Origin of the sequence: Micromonospora sp. NPDC049044, assembly GCF_040649215.1 — a bacterium.
In the GTDB taxonomy this organism is placed as follows: Bacteria; Actinomycetota; Actinomycetes; order Mycobacteriales; family Micromonosporaceae; genus Micromonospora.
Genome location: NZ_JBEZFA010000010.1, coordinates 18,483 through 33,672 on the forward strand (window position 1 = coordinate 18,483; position 15,190 = coordinate 33,672).

Consider the following 15,190-nt stretch of genomic DNA (forward strand, 5'->3'; position numbering starts at 1 on the left):
AAGGAAGGGCCCTCTGTTGACGCCTAGTGTCGGACAAGGGGCCCTTCCTAACCGCAGTTAGGAGAGCGATATGCGCAGACTCCTGCGACCCGTCCTCGGTGCGGCCCTGGCCGCACTAGCCGTCATCGCCTGTACCACCCCGGCCAGCCCGGCCAGCGCCGCCGACGCCACGTACGACGTGCTTGTCTTCTCCAAGACCGCCGGCTTCCGGCACGACGCGATCCCGGTCGGCATCCAGACCATCCGGGACCTGGGCGCGGCGAACAACTTCACAGTCACCGCCACGGAGGACGCGAACGCGTTCACCACCGCCAACCTCGCGCAGTACGAGGCGGTCGTCTTCCTCAACACCACAGGCGACGTGCTCAACGCCAGCCAGCAGACCGCCTTCGAGTCGTACATCGGCTCGGGCCGGGGGTACGTGGGCGTGCACGCGGCCTCGGACACCGAGTACGACTGGCCGTTCTACGGCAACCTGGTCGGCGCGTGGTTCGCGTCGCACCCGGCGATCCAGCAGGCCAACATCAAGGTGGAGGACCGGGCGCACGCCGCGACCGGTCACCTGCCGCAGACGTGGACCCGCACCGACGAGTGGTACAACTACCGGACCAACGCCCGGTCCACGGCCCACGTGCTGGCCACCCTCGACGAGTCGTCGTACTCCGGTGGCGGCATGGGCGCCGACCACCCGTTGAGCTGGTGCAAGACCTACAACGGTGGCCGGTCCTTCTACACCGGGGCCGGGCACACCCAGGCGTCGTACGCCGAGCCGGCGTTCCGGACCCACCTGCTCGGTGGCATCCGGTACGCCTCCGGCCGGAGCAAGGCCGACTGCCGGCCGGAGACCGGCTACACCCCGCTCTACAACGGCTCGACGACCGGCTGGTCGCAGGCCGGCCCGGGTAGCTTCACCAACTCCGACGCCACCCTGACCTCGGTGGGCGGCATGGGGTTGTTCTGGTACAGCGCCAAGCAGTTCACCAACTACTCGCTCAAGCTGGACTGGAAGCTGGCCGGGGACGACAACTCCGGCGTCTTCATCGGCTTCCCGCCGTCGAGTAACCCGCAGTCGGCGATCGACAACGGCTACGAGGTCCAGATCGACGCCACCGACGCGGTGGACCGCACCACCGGAGCGGTCTACACGTACAAGGCCGCCGACATCGCGGCCCGGGACGCGGCGCTCAACGCGCCGGGGGAGTGGAACACCTACGAGCTGCTTGTCGAGGGGGAACGGCTACAGGTCTTCCTCAACGGGGTGAAGATCAACGACTTCACCAACACCGACCCGGTTCGCTCGCTGGCCGGCCACATCGGCATCCAGAACCACGGCACCGGTGACGACGCCTTCTTCCGCAACATCCGGATCAAGGAACTGGGCACCACCCCGCCGCCCACCGGCACGATCCAGGCCGAGGCGTTCAGCTCGGCCAACGGCGTCTCCGCGTTCACCAAGGAGGGCGCCAACGGTGGGCAGACCCTCGGCTACATCGACCCGGGCGACTGGGCCGCGTACAACGGGGTCAACCTGACCGGGGTCACCTCGTTCACGGCCCGGGTCGTCTCCGGCGGTGCGGGCGGCACCATCCAGGTGCGTACCGGCTCGGCCACCGGCCCGGTGCTCGGCACGGTAGCGGTGCCCAACACCGGCAGCTGGACGACCTTCGCGAACGTCACCACCGCGCTCGCCAACGTCCCGTCCAGCACCCAGAACCTCTACCTCACCTTCACCGGCAGCGGTACGGGGCTCTTCGACCTGGACGACTTCACGCTGGTCAAGGGCGGTGGCGGCACCCCCGGCGTCGGCCCGATCAAGGGTCTGGCGGGCAAGTGCCTGGACGTGCGCGGCGGCGGTACCGCCGACGGCACCCAGATCCAGCTCTACACCTGCAACGGCGGTACGGCGCAGACCTGGACCGTGTCCGGTTCGACCCTCCGGGCGCTCGGCAAGTGCCTGGACGTCTCCGGTGGTGCCACCGCCAACGGCACCAAGATCCAGCTCTGGACCTGCAACGGCACCGGCGCGCAGAACTGGGCGGCCCAGTCCGACGGCAGTCTGCGCCACACGGCGTCGGGCAAGTGCCTCGACGTCTCCGGCAACAACTCGGCGGACAGCACCATCGTGCACCTCTGGACCTGCCTCGGCGCGGCCAACCAGAAGTGGACCCTGCCCTGACCGACTAGAGCGGGAGGGGTCGACGCTCACGGCGTCGGCCCCTCCCGCTCCGACGCCGACCGGGTGGGCGCGTTGCGGCGACGCGGGAGACCGGCGCACAGCCGACTGGCGTACCTTGACCTGCATGGGGCGGTTCGCGCAGTGGCGCGGGATGGTGTTGGCGCAGGGGCACCGGCTGGGTGATGTGCTGCGCCGGCCCGACGAGCCGGCCGACGCGTTCGAGCCGACGGGCAGCCTGAACCGGCTCGACGCGCTGGTGGAGGGCTTCGCCGCCGGTCAGCCGGTGCGGTGGAGTCTGGCCGGGCAACCCCGACCGTTGCCGGGGCCGGTCGACGCGGTGGCGTACCGGATCATCGAGGAATCGTTGACAAACGCGTGCCGGTACGCCCCGGGGGCGCCGGTCGCGGTCCGCCTGCGCTACGACGCCACGGGCATCGCCATAGAGGTCCGCGACGAGGGCGCCGGCCCCCAACCGTCAGGCGGTGGCGCCCAGGGAGCCGGGCGGGGCCTGCTCGGGGTACGCAGGCGCACCGAACGCCTGGGCGGCACGTTGTCCGCCGGTCCGCGCGCCGGTGGTGGCTTCACCGTTCGGGCCGCACTGCCGGCACCCGAGGAGATGGCCGAATGATCACCGGGCCGCAGGGCTTTCGCAATGGGGTGCCCCGCAAATAGGGTGGGGGCGGCGACCGTGCTGGTGGCCGGTGACCCGGTGGGAGGCGCAACCCGCCGGGCCCAGGTGTGTTCCGCACCCACCGGTGACCGCCCGGCACCGCGTACGTCCGGTCACCCTCGCCCCGGTCCGCACCTGGAATCCCCCATGACAACAGGGGAGAAGAACAATGGCGCGACCCATCACGCTCTTCACCGGCCAGTGGGCCGACCTACCTTTCGAGGAGGTCTGCCGGCTCGCCTCCGAGTGGGGCTACGACGGTCTGGAGATCGCCTGCTGGGGCGACCACTTCGAGGTCGACAAGGCGCTCGCCGACGACTCGTACGTCGAGCGCAAGCGGGAGACCCTCGCGAAGCACAACCTCCAGGTCTTCACGATCTCCAACCACCTGGTCGGTCAGGCGGTCTGCGACCACCCGATCGACGAGCGGCACCAGGACATCCTGCCGGCCCGGATCTGGGGCGACGGGGAGCCCGAGGGCGTCCGCCAGCGGGCCGCCGAGGAGATCAAGGACACCGCGCGGGCGGCGGCGAAGCTCGGCGTGAAGACGGTCGTCGGCTTCACCGGTTCGTCGATCTGGCACACCCTGGCGATGTTCCCGCCGGTGCCGCCGTCGATGATCGAGCGCGGCTACCAGGACTTCGCCGACCGGTGGAACCCGATCCTGGACGTGTTCGACGAGGTCGGCGTGCGGTTCGCGCACGAGGTGCACCCGAGCGAGATCGCGTACGACTACTGGACGACGAAGCGGACGCTTGAGGCGATCGGCAACCGGCCGGCGTTCGGGCTGAACTGGGATCCGTCGCACTTCGTCTGGCAGGAGCTGGACCCGGTGAACTTCATCTTCGACTTCGCCGACCGGATCTACCACGTGGACTGCAAGGACGCCAAGGTGCGCACCGGCGACGGTCGGCGTGGCCGGCTCGCCTCGCACCTGCCCTGGGCCGACCTGCGCCGCGGGTGGGACTTCGTCTCCACCGGGCACGGCGACGTGCCCTGGGAGGACTGCTTCCGCGCGTTGAACGCGATCGGCTACGAGGGCCCGATCTCGGTCGAGTGGGAGGACGCCGGGATGGACCGACTGGTCGGCGCACCTGAGGCGTTGCAGTTCGTCCGCCGGCTGGCCTTCGACGCACCGAGCGCGGCCTTCGACGCGGCGTTCAGCAGCAAGGACTGAGCGCAGCTCGGACAGACCACGGGCCGGTCGCCCTGCGGCGACCGGCCCGTCGACGTGCGATTGGTCAGAGCGTGCTGGCGTTCGTGCCCGAGCCGGACGGCTTGGTGCGGGGGTTGTTGGTGGACGACGGCGACCCGGAGGTCGTGCCGACCGTGCTGGTGCCCGCCTTGGCGCCCACGGTTGCGGGCGTGCCGGCGAACGCGTCGTCGGCGGCGGTCAGCTCCTGCTTGCCGGTGCTGCCGTTGCCGGTGCCCAGCTTCTCGCCCAGTTTGGTCTGGCCGAGCTTGTCCTTGCCCTCGCTGTAGAACTTGTTGGCCTGGGCCTGCGCGACCCCGGCCGCCTCCTGGACGGTCGGGTGGTCGAGCACCTTGCGGCCCCGAACAACGAGCTCCTCGTACTTTTCCCGGCCGGCACGGGCGCCCAGGACGAATCCCGCAGCCAGCCCGCCAAGAAACATGATCTTTCCGCGCATGGCGGCTCCTTCCGTACCTGACGCGCCGTCGCCCCGGCGAGTTGCCCCGTCGGGAGGCGACCTGTTCGCGCCTGCGTCCTCTGTCCGCAGCTAACTACCCATCCTGCTCTCCGCTCAAGCATGCTTGTGCCGGGATGGCGATTTACCCTAATTGTCGATGCGTGGTGGGTCCTGGCCTGCGCACCTTGATCATCGGCAGGTCGGGCGGAACCCACTGGACCGCCGCCGGGGGATGTCCTGTATTCTTTTCCCGTCGCACGGCGCCGGCGTGATCCGGGGGCGCGCGATGCACGATCCCCTGTAGCTCAATTGGCAGAGCAGCCGGCTGTTAACCGGCAGGTTATTGGTTCGAGTCCAATCGGGGGAGCTTCTCCACCCAACGCCCGTCACCCCTCCCGGGGCGACGGGCGTCCTTCGTGTGCCCCACCCACCCCCGGTCGATCATGGAGTTGTGGTGCCGGTTTGAGGGGGTAATGCACCCTTCGTCCACCACCACAACTCCATGATCGACGCGACGCTGGTGGGGATGGCGGTTTTGGTCCGGTGCCGCCGGCCCGGGCGGCAGGATGGGCGATGGTGACGCACGGCTCCACTGCGTCGACTCACGGGGTGGGTGCGGATGTCCGGACGAGGCGGTAAGGCCACGCTGATCGCGGTGGTGGTCGTGCTGGCCTGGCTGGTGATCGGCGGCGTGGCCGGGCCGTACGCCGGGCGGCTCAGCGAGGTCGCCACCAACGACAACGCCGCCTTCCTGCCCACCGACGCCGAGGCGACGCGCGCCCAGAACCTCACCGGCGACTTCGTCGACCGGCAGACCATCCCGGCGCTTGTCGTCTACGAACGGCCGGCCGGCATCACCGACGCCGACCGGCAGCGGGTGAGCGCCGACGCCGCCCGGTTCGCCCAGGTGCCCGGCGTGGTCACCCCGCTGCCCCCGCCCATCCCCAGCGAGGACGGCCAGGCACTCCAGGTCGTCGTGCCGGTGGACGACGCCGAGGGTGAGGAGATCGGCACTGTCGTCGAACAGTTGCGCGACATCACCGGCGGGGACCGTGACGGGCTCACCGTGGACGTCTCCGGACCGGCCGGCCTGCTCGCCGACCTGATCAAGGTCTTCTCCGCCATCGACGGGCCACTGCTGCTCGTCACACTGGTCGTGGTGCTGATCATCCTGTTGGTGGTCTACCGCAGCCCGGTGCTCTGGATCTTTCCGCTGCTCGCCGCCGGCATGTCGTACGCCCTGGCCTCCGTCTTCGTCTACCTGCTCGCCGACGCCGACGTGGTCAAGCTCAACGGGCAGGCCCAGGGCATCCTCACCGTGCTGGTCTTCGGGGCCGGCACCGACTACGCGCTGCTGCTGATCGCCCGCTACCGGGAGGAGCTGCACCGCCACGACCGCCCCTGGGACGCGATGCGAACCGCGTGGAAGGGCGCCGCGCCCGCCATCATCGCCTCCGGCGGCACCGTCATCGTCAGCCTGCTCTGCCTGCTGCTGTCGAGCCTCAACTCCAACCGGGCGCTCGGTCCGGTCGCCGCCATCGGCATCGCCGCCACCCTGCTGGTGATGCTCACCTTCCTGCCCGCGCTGCTGGTGCTCGGCGGCCGGTGGGCGTTCTGGCCGCGACGGCCCCGGGCCGACCAGGCCGACCCGCGCGCCGAACACGGCATCTGGAGCCGCATCGCCGGGTTCGTGGCCCGGCACGCCCGACCCATCTGGCTGAGCACCGCCGTCGTGCTGGCAGTGCTCACGCTTGGCCTCACCCAGCTCGGTGCCACCACGCTCGGACAGTCCGACCTGTTCACCAAGCGCACCGACTCGGTGGACGGCCAGGACGTGATCTCCCGGCACTTCCCGGCCGGCACGGGCAGCCCGGCCACCATCTTCACCACCGAGCAGACCGCCCGGCAGGTTGCCCAGGTGGCGCAGAACGTGCCCGGCGTCGCGGACGTCCGCCCCCGCACCGCCGGCCCGCAGACCGGCCCACCCGACCCCACCGCCACGCCGAAGGTCGTCGACGGGCGGGTGCAACTGGACGCCACCCTGGCCGACCCGCCGGACAGCGACGGCGCCGAGCGGACCATCCGGGAGCTGCGGGTGGCCGTACACCAGGTGCCCGGCGCGGACGCGGTGGTCGGCGGCTTCACGGCGATCAACGTGGACACCTCCGACGCCGCGAAGCGCGACCAGAACGTCATCATCCCGGTGGTGCTTGTCGTCATCGCGGTCATCCTGGCGCTGCTGCTGCGGGCGCTGCTCGCCCCGCTGCTGCTGATCGGCACCGTGCTGCTCAGCTTCGGGGCCACCCTCGGGCTCTGCGCGCTGCTCTTCCGGCACGTGTTCGACTTTCCCGGAGTGGACTCGTCGTTCCCGCTGTTCGCGTTCGTCTTCCTGGTCGCCCTCGGCATCGACTACAACATCTTCCTGATGAGCCGGGTACGGGAGGAGTCGGTCAAGCGCGGCACCCGCGCCGGTGTGCTCGCCGGCCTCGCCGTCACCGGCGGCGTGATCACCTCCGCCGGCATCGTGCTCGCCGCGACCTTCTCCGCCCTCGCCGTGCTGCCTCTCGTGGTGCTCGTCGAGCTGGGTACGGCGGTCGCGATCGGGGTACTAATCGACACCATCATCGTCCGGTCGCTGCTGGTGCCCGCACTCGCGTACGACATCGGGCCGAAGATCTGGTGGCCGGGCCGGTTGTCCCGGGCGAACGGTGAGCGAGAGGCGCGCGATGCTGGCTGAGACCGACGTGGTCATCGTCGGCGGTGGCCTTGCCGGCCTGGCCGCCGCCCGCCGGCTGCACCGCGCCGGCGTGCCCTGGCGGCTGCTGGAGGCCGGCGGCCGACTCGGCGGCCGGGTCGCCACCGACGTCGTCGACGGCTACCTCATCGACCGCGGCTTCCAGGTGCTCAACACCGCCTACCCGCAACTCGGCACACTGCTCGACACCGAACGGCTGCACCTCGGGTACTTCACCTCCGGCGTGCTGGTGCGCAAGGGCGACGACCTGCTGCGGCTTGTCAACCCGCTGCGCGAGCCGACCGGAGCCCCAGGCACCGCGCTCGCCGGAGTCGGCACCCTGCTCGACCGGCTGCGCTTCGCCGCGCTCGCCACCGGCTGCGCCACACTGCCCACATCCCGGCTGCTCAGCGCGCCGGAGACCAGCGCCGAGACGGCCCTGCGCCGGGCCGGCCTCTCCGACACGATCATCGAGGAGCTGCTGCGGCCGTTCCTGTCCGGGGTGTTCATCGACCGGGAGCTGGCCACCTCCAGCCACGTACTGGCGATGGTGTTGCGCTCCTTCGCCCGCGGCCGGATCGGGCTGCCCGCCGAGGGCATGGCCGCGCTGCCCCGGGCCATCGCCGCCCCACTCCCCGCCGACCTGCTCGACCTGGACACCCCTGTCGCGCAGGTCGCGCCCGGCCGGGTCCGCACCCAGGCCGGCGACATCCGCTGCCGGGCCGTCGTGGTCGCCGTCGATCCACCCGCCGCGCCCGCGCTGCTGCCGGCCCTGGCGACGGTACGCATGCACAGCTACACCACCTACTACCACAGCGCACCGGAGCCGCCGCTCACCGAACCGATCCTGCTCGTCGACGGCGACCGGCGGGAGATCGTGGCGAACACAGTGGTGCTCAGCAACGCCGCACCGACCTACGCCCCGGCCGGACGACACCTGATCGCCACCTCCGTGGTCGGCCCGACCGCGCCACCCGAGTCGACCATCCGGGCCGAGTTGACCCGGCTGTACGGCCGATCCACAACCGACTGGGCCCACCTCACCACCGTGGCCGTGCCGCAGGCGCTGCCCGCCGCACCGCCACCGCAGGGGCGGCTGCGCAAGCCCGTGTCGTTGGGGGAAGGCCTGTTCGTGGCCGGTGACCACCGGGACAGCCCATCGATCCAGGGCGCGCTCGCCAGCGGCTGGCGCACGGCCGGAGCGGTGATCGAGGAGCTGCGCGCCGACTGACCGCCGTCCCGAACCGGCCGGCGCGCGCTGTTATATTCCTGTAGCCCATCGTGCTGGCGCAGGCGTGGGCGCCGGCCGGCGTGGTGCTGGCTGCTGATCGCCGAGCGGGATAAGATCCGGCGCGGTGTTTCGGGGCGGTAGCTCAGCCGGTTAGAGCAGGGGACTCATAATCCCTCGGTCGCGGGTTCGAGTCCCGCCCGCCCCACTTTTCCGCAGGTCACCGGCCCCGGCCTGGGCCGCTGATGCCGTGATCGAAGTCGGTGCAGCAGCGAAGTACAGCAGTGGACCGACCGCCAGCCTGACTTCCTGTGTCGGGACGCTCTCCGAAGCGGCGGCGGACGGGACAGCGGAAGGGCGGCTGATGACGGACGGACCGCTCGTGCGCATCAACCGATGTTGCTCGCGATGGGGCGGGCAGGGTCGCTTAGGTCGGCTGGGGCCTCGTTGTCGACGGCCGGACCCCGAACCAGTGTGGTGGATTCGTGGGTCAGTTCTGGCCAGGGCTTGCCACGGGTAGCCCTGCATCCCTGGCGCATTCGAGCAGCCGCCGGTCGTAGGTGACGAAGGCAGTGAGTGCCGTGCCGGACTCGTTGGTCAGCACTTGGGCGGTGGCCAGGTGGATGGCGTCGAGGCTGCGGAGCGTCGGCTCGGCGAACGCGGCTGCAGTCGCACGGATCGTGCTGTCGATCTCCAGTCGGAACAGTCGGCCGACGGCCGACGGCACTCCGATCAACGCTTGCGGAGCTGATCGGCGCAGCGCTCGGGGCACTTCCACCTCGACAAGGGCGGAGGAGACCAGCGGCACGTCACCGTGCGTGTTGAGCCAGGAGACAAGGTCGGCGCTGCATATCTCCTGCCGAACCATTTTGACGACGGCAGCTGAATCGAGATAGATCACCAGCGCTCCTCATCGCGCATCGCGGCGAGCGAGGCAGCCACGTCTATGTTCTCGTCACCGAGTTTTGGTGGAAGTGGCACCGAGCCGCCGCCGGTGGGGGCGACGGCTCGTCCTGCCGCCACCAACTTGGCCAGTACCGACCTGTCATCGCCTACCGGAACAAGTCGCGCGATCGGGTGTCCGCGATCGGTGATCTCGACGGTTTCGCCGCCACTCACCCGGGCCAACACCTGGCTCGTGTTCTGGTTCAGCTCCCGGACACCGATGCGTTCCATAAACACGAGTGTAGAACTAAATGTTCTACGGTGCTAGTTCCTGCCGCCATCCGGGCTGCCTGTTCACCCGACTGAGGTCGACGTTTCCAGGCCACGGCGACTTGCCGGCGGTCCGGTGGCTCGTGTCGGCATCATTGCGCACGCTCCGAGGCTTGTCAGCGGGGCAGATTCAAGGTCAGCGGATCGCCTGCGATCGTGATCGCGCGGTTCGCATGGTGGTACCTCCGGCCCACCTCGTTGATCTTTCGTGCGAACCAGTTGACCGGTGCGGCGTGGCGCTCTGCTTGGCTGCCCGGCGCGGGACTGCGGCTGGTCACGGACCCGCCGCCGAATGTAGTGGCGTCAAGGGAATGAGGAACCGCGCGGCGAGGTACGAGCCGCTGACGGTGGCACGCCTGGGTGCTCTGCTCGTCGGATCCGATGAGACGCGACGGTGGCGGTTGGTGGCGGAGTTCCTTGAGGAGTACCGCGGGGAACCAGCCGAGATACGCGCCGAGTTGAACGTCGCGTGTGCCTCAATGATCCACTGCTGGACGGCGCGGCGATCGAGGATGCCTTCCGCCGGCTGGGGGAACGGCTGTCGAGGCGAGGCGTGGTTGATCCGCCAACACCTTCGGGCGACGGCAAACGGCAGGACAGGGCATGATGCTCGGATGACATTGGCCGAGATCTGGCCCGTGCGCCGTATACGCGTGACGACGTCCGTGCTTGAGCTTGTTGTACCGGGTGAGGACGAGCTTGCCGAACTGGCGATCCATGCGGCAGCCGGCATCTACGATCCGCAGAACCGCTTTCTGGCGCGTACGCCCGTAGCGGGATGGGAGTCGGGACCCTCTCCCCAGGCCGAGTGGTCGTTCCTGCGGTACTACTGGGCGTCCCTGGCGGACTGGCGGCCGAGCAGATGGAACCTGGTAATGGCTGTGAAGGTCGATGGCGCGTGCGTCGGGGTGCAGGAGATCGGCGCGCAGGACTTCGGGATCACCAAGACCGTCTCGACGGGGTCATGGATCGCGCGGCGGTTCCAGCGGCGTGGTTACGGCAAGGAGATGCGGGGCGCCATCCTGTACCTCGCGTTCGCCGGGCTGGGTGCGGATCGCGCCGAGTCCGCTGCCTGGTCCACCAACGCGCCGTCGCTGGGAGTCTCGTGGTCGCTTGGCTATCAGTCGAACGGAACCACAATCCGGACTTTCGACGGTGCCCGCCAGGAGCAGATCAACCTGGTGCTCGACCGCGAACGGTGGGAGGGCCAGCGTGACGACATCGCGATCCACGGACTCAGCGACGAGGTGCTTGAGCTGATGGACGTTAAGCGGGCCGCATCCCGGTGATGGCCGCTTTTGCCGTGACAGAGCCAGATCCGCCACTACGGCCCCTGAGCGTGAACGAGGCAGGAGTCCTTCAGGCACTCCTCCGCCACCACTTCGCAGGTGTTGAGGAGCTCCGCGTGCAAGCGCGAGACGTCCTGGCCCGCCCGGGATGCGGCTGTGGATGCGGGACCATCCACCTCTTCCCACAAGGCAAGGACCTTCCCGCCTCACCGGCACAGACTCCGGTGCGCGTACAAGGGCAGTTTCCCGATCAGGAAGGGCAGTGGTTCGGAGGCATCTTGCTCTTCCTTGCCAGCGGGCAGCTCGCGGAGCTGGAGGTCCACTCGTTCGGTGACCCGTTGCCCATGCCGAATCCCGATCAGGTGCTCTGGTTCCTGAGAACCGGCGAAAGCGCCGGTGTTCCACTGCCCAACCAGCCGGAGCGAGGGCCGGCAGGAGATCAGTGACCCGAGAGCGGCCAGCGTGGCGAGCAGGTCAAGCCAGGCCGCTGCCGACCGCACCGACCAGGCGACATGCCGTGACGGGGCATAATCCCTCGGCCACGGGTACGGGCCACGTTGCCCGGCCCGACGCGGAGATCCGCCTTACCCACCCCGTACGGTTGCTGACCATGCAGCGGTTGGCGCTCTTCGATCTCGACAACACGCTTGTGGACCGTTCGGAGGCATTCCGGCGCTGGGCTGTCGAGTTCTGCGCCGATCGCGAACTGCCGGACGACGCGTTGGCCTGGCTGATCGCTACGGATCAGGACGGGTCCGTGCCCCGTGACTGGTTCTTTGGCGAGGTGACGCAGCGTTTCGGACTGGCAGCCTCGGTGGATGAAACATGGAGGCAGTACCGACGCCGGATGCCGGAGCTGGTGAGCTGCCGCGAAGAGGTGTTGGCGTCGCTGACGCTCTTGCGCGACGAGGGCTGGACGGTGGCGATCGTGACCAACGGTCAGGCCGACAACCAGTTGGGGAAGATCAGGCGTACTGGGCTGGACCGATGCGTCGATGCCTGGGCAGTGTCCGGGGAGTTGGGCATCCGGAAGCCGGCACGGGAGATCTTCGAGGCAGCGGCCCGTGGGTGCGGCCTCGATCTGTTGGGCGGCGGCTGGGCGATCGGTGACAGCCCTGTGCTTGATGTCGAGGGTGGTCGCGGGGCAGGGCTTGCCACCCTCTGGGTCAGCCGGGGGAAGGACTGGCCGGCGGAGCTCACCCCGCCTGACCGCACCGTCACGGACGTCGTGGCCGCTGTCCAAGTACTCCGAGGCGAAGACTCCTCCGAAGGCCAGCATGGGCCATCCGTGGGCCAGTAACCGTGGCGCGCAGCGGGCACGAGCGGGCACGAGACGCACCCTAGCGAGCCGGCAGCCGCAGGCGTTTCGGGCATCACAGCCGGTTGAGCACGCTCTTCCAAACTGACGGTCCGGGCCGCTCGCCCGCAGGCCGCATCTGGTCCGCAAGAGGCCAGCGGACGGCGGGGACTGCTGTGAGATGTCGAGGCGTTTCCGCTGCTGGAAGCCCACGTGGGCAGGTCGGCGAGGCGCCCGTCTTGATCTCGTGATTCTTCGGTCGCGGGTTCGAGTCCCGCCCGCCCACCAGCCGTTCCCTGGTCAGTCGTGCTGGCGATGACCGGGGCGCACCGCATCGAGGTCCGGACCGGCGCTCTCAGTCCGCACTGAGTCCCGCAACCGCACGATCCGCCGCCCGGTCGAGGCGGTCCGCCGCCTGGTCCAGGTCGTCCTCGAACAGGTCGACGTACACCTCGCCGGCCGGGGACGTGAGAGCCGACTCGTCATTGGAGTGGTCGGCGATCTGCGCGGCCGGGGGCTCGATCAGGAACCGGGGGAGTGGCACCGACCGGCGTTGCCTGCTGCGGTCCGCGTAGCCCACGAGCAGCTAGCTTGCTGGTAGGGGGTCGAGCCGCCATCTCAGTTCTCGTGCGGCCAGGTAGACGTGGGAGTGCTGCGCCATGTCCTCAGGTGTCCGAATATCACCCGTGGGATCGAGGTCCAGGTGCAAGAGGCCAGCGTCGTCCCGCACCACCTGGGGCTGATCGAGCATCACCCAAGAAAAGGTGTTGATGTCGACAATCTTGCGGTGCACCAAGCCGCTCAGCTCGATCGTGAGCTGTACCCATCCGGGCTGAGACGCGCGCTGGACGTCAACGACCACGGAAGCGGATTGCGCGGCATCGGGTCCGTACGTCGACCTCAGCGTCAACTCCCGGATGCACCCGTCGCCGCACTCCACGACGGAGAGAAGAGCGGGCATAGTCTCTGGCGTCAACGCACGCCAACCCTGCTCCGACACGTCCGAAGCCTACCCTCGGTCGCGGGGTCACAGGCGCGGACCGAGCTGTCTGATCACACCTTGAGGACGTCGACGCCGTACAGCGCTATCGACGCGTCGCGGGAGGCGAGAGCAGACGGCGGGCGGCAATGGCTTGGGCCTGGGTCACCGGGAGTTCCCGGAAGCCCGAGGCGGACGGGCAGCGCGGTCACTGCCCAGCCGGGGCCTCTGCGCCCTCAAGCAGTCGGGCCAGGCCGGTCAGGCCGGGGCCCAGCCTCTTGATCTGGTCGTCGAAGAGCAGATGGATCGTGCCGTCGGCGTCCATGGCCAGGCTGGCATGCCCGTCGTGCTCCTCGCCGAGCGGATAGAGCTGACCGGCCGTGGATCCGGAGAGACTGTCGAACCAGCCCTTCTGGCCGAGGCACAGCAGTGGGTCGAGGCGTACGCCGATGCGGGCGTGGTCCCGACCGGGCCCGCTCACCGGCACGACCAGCCCACCGAACTCGGTCAGGAAGGCGCGGGCGGGACCGTGCATGGCAAAGCCCTCCGGGGCGAGCGCGGACTCCCACGCGCCGACGTCCACCCGACGGTGCGGTGACCAGCCTGCCTTCCTGAGTGCCTGTGCCGCACGCTTCGGCAGCACGCGGTCGTCTCCCCGCATCACCGCACCTCTCTCCTGTCGAACTCGTTGCGCTGCACCGTACAGCTGTTGCCCCGACGGCCCGGGTCGGTGCCGACCAGCTGCGGTTGCGCCCCCACCCGACCGGGTGGGGGCGCAACCGCGCGGCTGGGCTCAGCGGCGGGTCGCCAGCTGCTCGAAGGCGTGCTTCAATCCGCGCCGGAACGCCTGGGAGCCGGGCCGTTCGACGAGCCGGTGCACCAGGTACGACAGCAGCAGCACCCCGGCCAGTGACCCGGCCAGCAGCAGCCAGCCCGGGAGGTGGCCGTGGCCGAGCCGCAGCGCCAGGAACACGACGTGGAAGTGGAGCAGGTACAGCGGGTAGGTAAGCGCGCCCAGCGTGGCGGTCCCGGGCCATCGCACCTTCCGGGTCCAGCCGAGCGCAACGCCGGTCAGCACGGCCAGGGCCACGGCGAAGAGGACCACGGCGACGGGCGTGCTGATCGGGTCGGTCGTGCTGTGCTCTGCCGCCGCCACCTCGATCGAGCGGGCCGACAGGATCGCGCTCACCGCGAGCATGCACCACAGCAGGGTGTTCGGACCGAACCGGTGGACCAGGTAGAGCACGATGCCGCACACGAACAGCGGCGCCCACTTCGGCTCCAACAGCTCGATGAGCAGTCGGGTTTCGGAGGCCTGGGCGAGCAGGGCGCCCACCAGCCACAGCCCACAGAACGCCACCACCCGCCGGTAGGTGAGGCCCGCCCAGACCAGCGCGGCGAAGAGCAGGTAGAACTTCGCCTCGACCAGCAGCGTCCAGTACACGGTGTCCAGGTTCGGTACGCCGGCGAGTCCCTGCAGCATGGTCAGGTTGGTGAGCACCTGCGTGAACGAGGGACGGTTGAACCCGGGGGTCGGCGACACGGTGAGGATCGCCGCGGTGATCAGCACCGCCACCACGTAGGCGGGCAGCAGGCGGACCGCCCGGGACGTCGCGAACTGGCTGAGCCGTCGGCCCCAGGAGCTCATGCAGATGACGAACCCGGAGATCACGAAGAACGCCGGTACACCCATCCATCCGTAGCGGGTGGCCTGCGCGACGACGTGGCCGAGGTAGCTGTCGACGTTCACGCCGTAGACGAGCCCGACCATCGGCACGACGTGGAATGCGACTACCGACAGGGCGGCGGCGAAGCGCAGGACGTCGAGCATGTGCAGGCGGTCGCCGTCGGGGCGGGCGGGGGGTGCGGGCAGCGCCGGTGCCGGGTCGGGGGCCGTCCGGATCCCGTTGTCGGTGATTGTCACCCACGCACCTTAACGATCTTCGCGTTAGC

General features: G+C 69.6%; 14 protein-coding genes and 2 tRNA genes. 9 read left to right on the forward strand and 7 right to left on the reverse strand.

Going from position 1 to position 15,190, the window contains the following annotated elements:
• Window positions 1–70: 70 nt before the first annotated feature.
• From AB0B85_RS10415 to AB0B85_RS10425, 3 genes are all read left to right on the forward strand, one after another.
• Entirely contained in the window at window positions 71–2,176 is a 2,106-nt protein-coding gene (locus AB0B85_RS10415) for a ThuA domain-containing protein (RefSeq protein ID WP_357405719.1), read from the forward strand.
• Window positions 2,177–2,300: 124 nt separating this feature from the next.
• Complete coding sequence (locus tag AB0B85_RS10420) at window positions 2,301–2,804, forward strand: ATP-binding protein (protein ID WP_357405721.1); 504 nt, start codon at window positions 2,301–2,303, stop codon at window positions 2,802–2,804.
• A 211-nt stretch (window positions 2,805–3,015) separates the two neighbouring features.
• Window positions 3,016–4,023, forward strand: a complete 1,008-nt coding sequence (locus AB0B85_RS10425; protein ID WP_357405723.1) for a sugar phosphate isomerase/epimerase family protein — start codon at window positions 3,016–3,018, stop codon at window positions 4,021–4,023.
• A 64-nt stretch (window positions 4,024–4,087) separates the two neighbouring features.
• Here AB0B85_RS10425 and AB0B85_RS10430 read toward each other — a convergent pair whose 3' ends face one another.
• Complete coding sequence (locus AB0B85_RS10430; RefSeq protein WP_357405725.1) at window positions 4,088–4,495, reverse strand: hypothetical protein; 408 nt, start codon at window positions 4,493–4,495, stop codon at window positions 4,088–4,090.
• A gap of 294 nt (window positions 4,496–4,789) precedes the next feature.
• On the opposite strand from AB0B85_RS10430, the gene AB0B85_RS10435 reads away from it, so the two are divergent.
• From AB0B85_RS10435 to AB0B85_RS10450, 4 genes are all read left to right on the forward strand, one after another.
• Window positions 4,790–4,862 (forward strand) — tRNA-Asn (locus AB0B85_RS10435).
• Window positions 4,863–5,114: 252 nt separating this feature from the next.
• Window positions 5,115–7,232, forward strand: a complete 2,118-nt coding sequence (locus AB0B85_RS10440) for an MMPL family transporter (RefSeq protein WP_357405727.1) — start codon at window positions 5,115–5,117, stop codon at window positions 7,230–7,232.
• The gene (locus AB0B85_RS10445) at window positions 7,222–8,460 is read left to right on the forward strand and encodes an NAD(P)/FAD-dependent oxidoreductase (protein WP_357405729.1); all 1,239 of its coding nucleotides are present in this window, start codon (window positions 7,222–7,224) and stop codon (window positions 8,458–8,460) included. Before AB0B85_RS10440 ends, AB0B85_RS10445 begins: the two co-directional genes overlap by 11 nt.
• Before the next feature lie 131 nt (window positions 8,461–8,591).
• Window positions 8,592–8,665 (forward strand) — tRNA-Ile (locus AB0B85_RS10450).
• Between the two features lie 282 nt (window positions 8,666–8,947).
• Here AB0B85_RS10450 and AB0B85_RS10455 read toward each other — a convergent pair.
• The gene (locus AB0B85_RS10455; RefSeq protein ID WP_357405731.1) at window positions 8,948–9,358 is read right to left on the reverse strand and encodes a type II toxin-antitoxin system VapC family toxin; all 411 of its coding nucleotides are present in this window, start codon (window positions 9,356–9,358) and stop codon (window positions 8,948–8,950) included.
• Window positions 9,355–9,633, reverse strand: a complete 279-nt coding sequence (locus AB0B85_RS10460; RefSeq protein WP_357405733.1) for a type II toxin-antitoxin system prevent-host-death family antitoxin — start codon at window positions 9,631–9,633, stop codon at window positions 9,355–9,357. Before AB0B85_RS10460 ends, AB0B85_RS10455 begins: the two co-directional genes overlap by 4 nt.
• A 653-nt stretch (window positions 9,634–10,286) precedes the next feature.
• Here AB0B85_RS10460 and AB0B85_RS10465 point away from each other — a divergent pair.
• A complete protein-coding gene (locus AB0B85_RS10465) occupies window positions 10,287–10,961 on the forward strand; it encodes a GNAT family protein (protein ID WP_357405735.1) in 675 nt (224 codons plus the stop codon).
• A 610-nt stretch (window positions 10,962–11,571) separates the two neighbouring features.
• On the forward strand, window positions 11,572–12,261 hold the full coding sequence (locus AB0B85_RS10470) for an HAD family hydrolase (RefSeq protein ID WP_357405737.1): 690 nt from the start codon (window positions 11,572–11,574) through the stop codon (window positions 12,259–12,261).
• 352 nt (window positions 12,262–12,613) lie between these two features.
• On the opposite strand, the gene AB0B85_RS10475 is transcribed toward AB0B85_RS10470, so the two are convergent.
• From AB0B85_RS10475 to AB0B85_RS10490, 4 genes are all read right to left on the reverse strand, one after another.
• On the reverse strand, window positions 12,614–12,838 hold the full coding sequence (locus AB0B85_RS10475; RefSeq protein WP_357405739.1) for a hypothetical protein: 225 nt from the start codon (window positions 12,836–12,838) through the stop codon (window positions 12,614–12,616).
• Between the two features lie 6 nt (window positions 12,839–12,844).
• Window positions 12,845–13,258 (reverse strand): hypothetical protein, encoded by a 414-nt coding sequence (locus AB0B85_RS10480; RefSeq protein WP_357405741.1) that lies wholly within the window; start codon window positions 13,256–13,258, stop codon window positions 12,845–12,847.
• 187 nt (window positions 13,259–13,445) lie between these two features.
• Window positions 13,446–13,898, reverse strand: coding sequence for an SUKH-3 domain-containing protein (locus tag AB0B85_RS10485; RefSeq protein ID WP_357405743.1), 453 nt, complete (start codon window positions 13,896–13,898; stop codon window positions 13,446–13,448).
• A 132-nt stretch (window positions 13,899–14,030) separates the two neighbouring features.
• Window positions 14,031–15,161 (reverse strand): acyltransferase, encoded by a 1,131-nt coding sequence (locus AB0B85_RS10490; protein WP_357405745.1) that lies wholly within the window; start codon window positions 15,159–15,161, stop codon window positions 14,031–14,033.
• Between the last annotated feature and the right edge of the window lie 29 nt (window positions 15,162–15,190).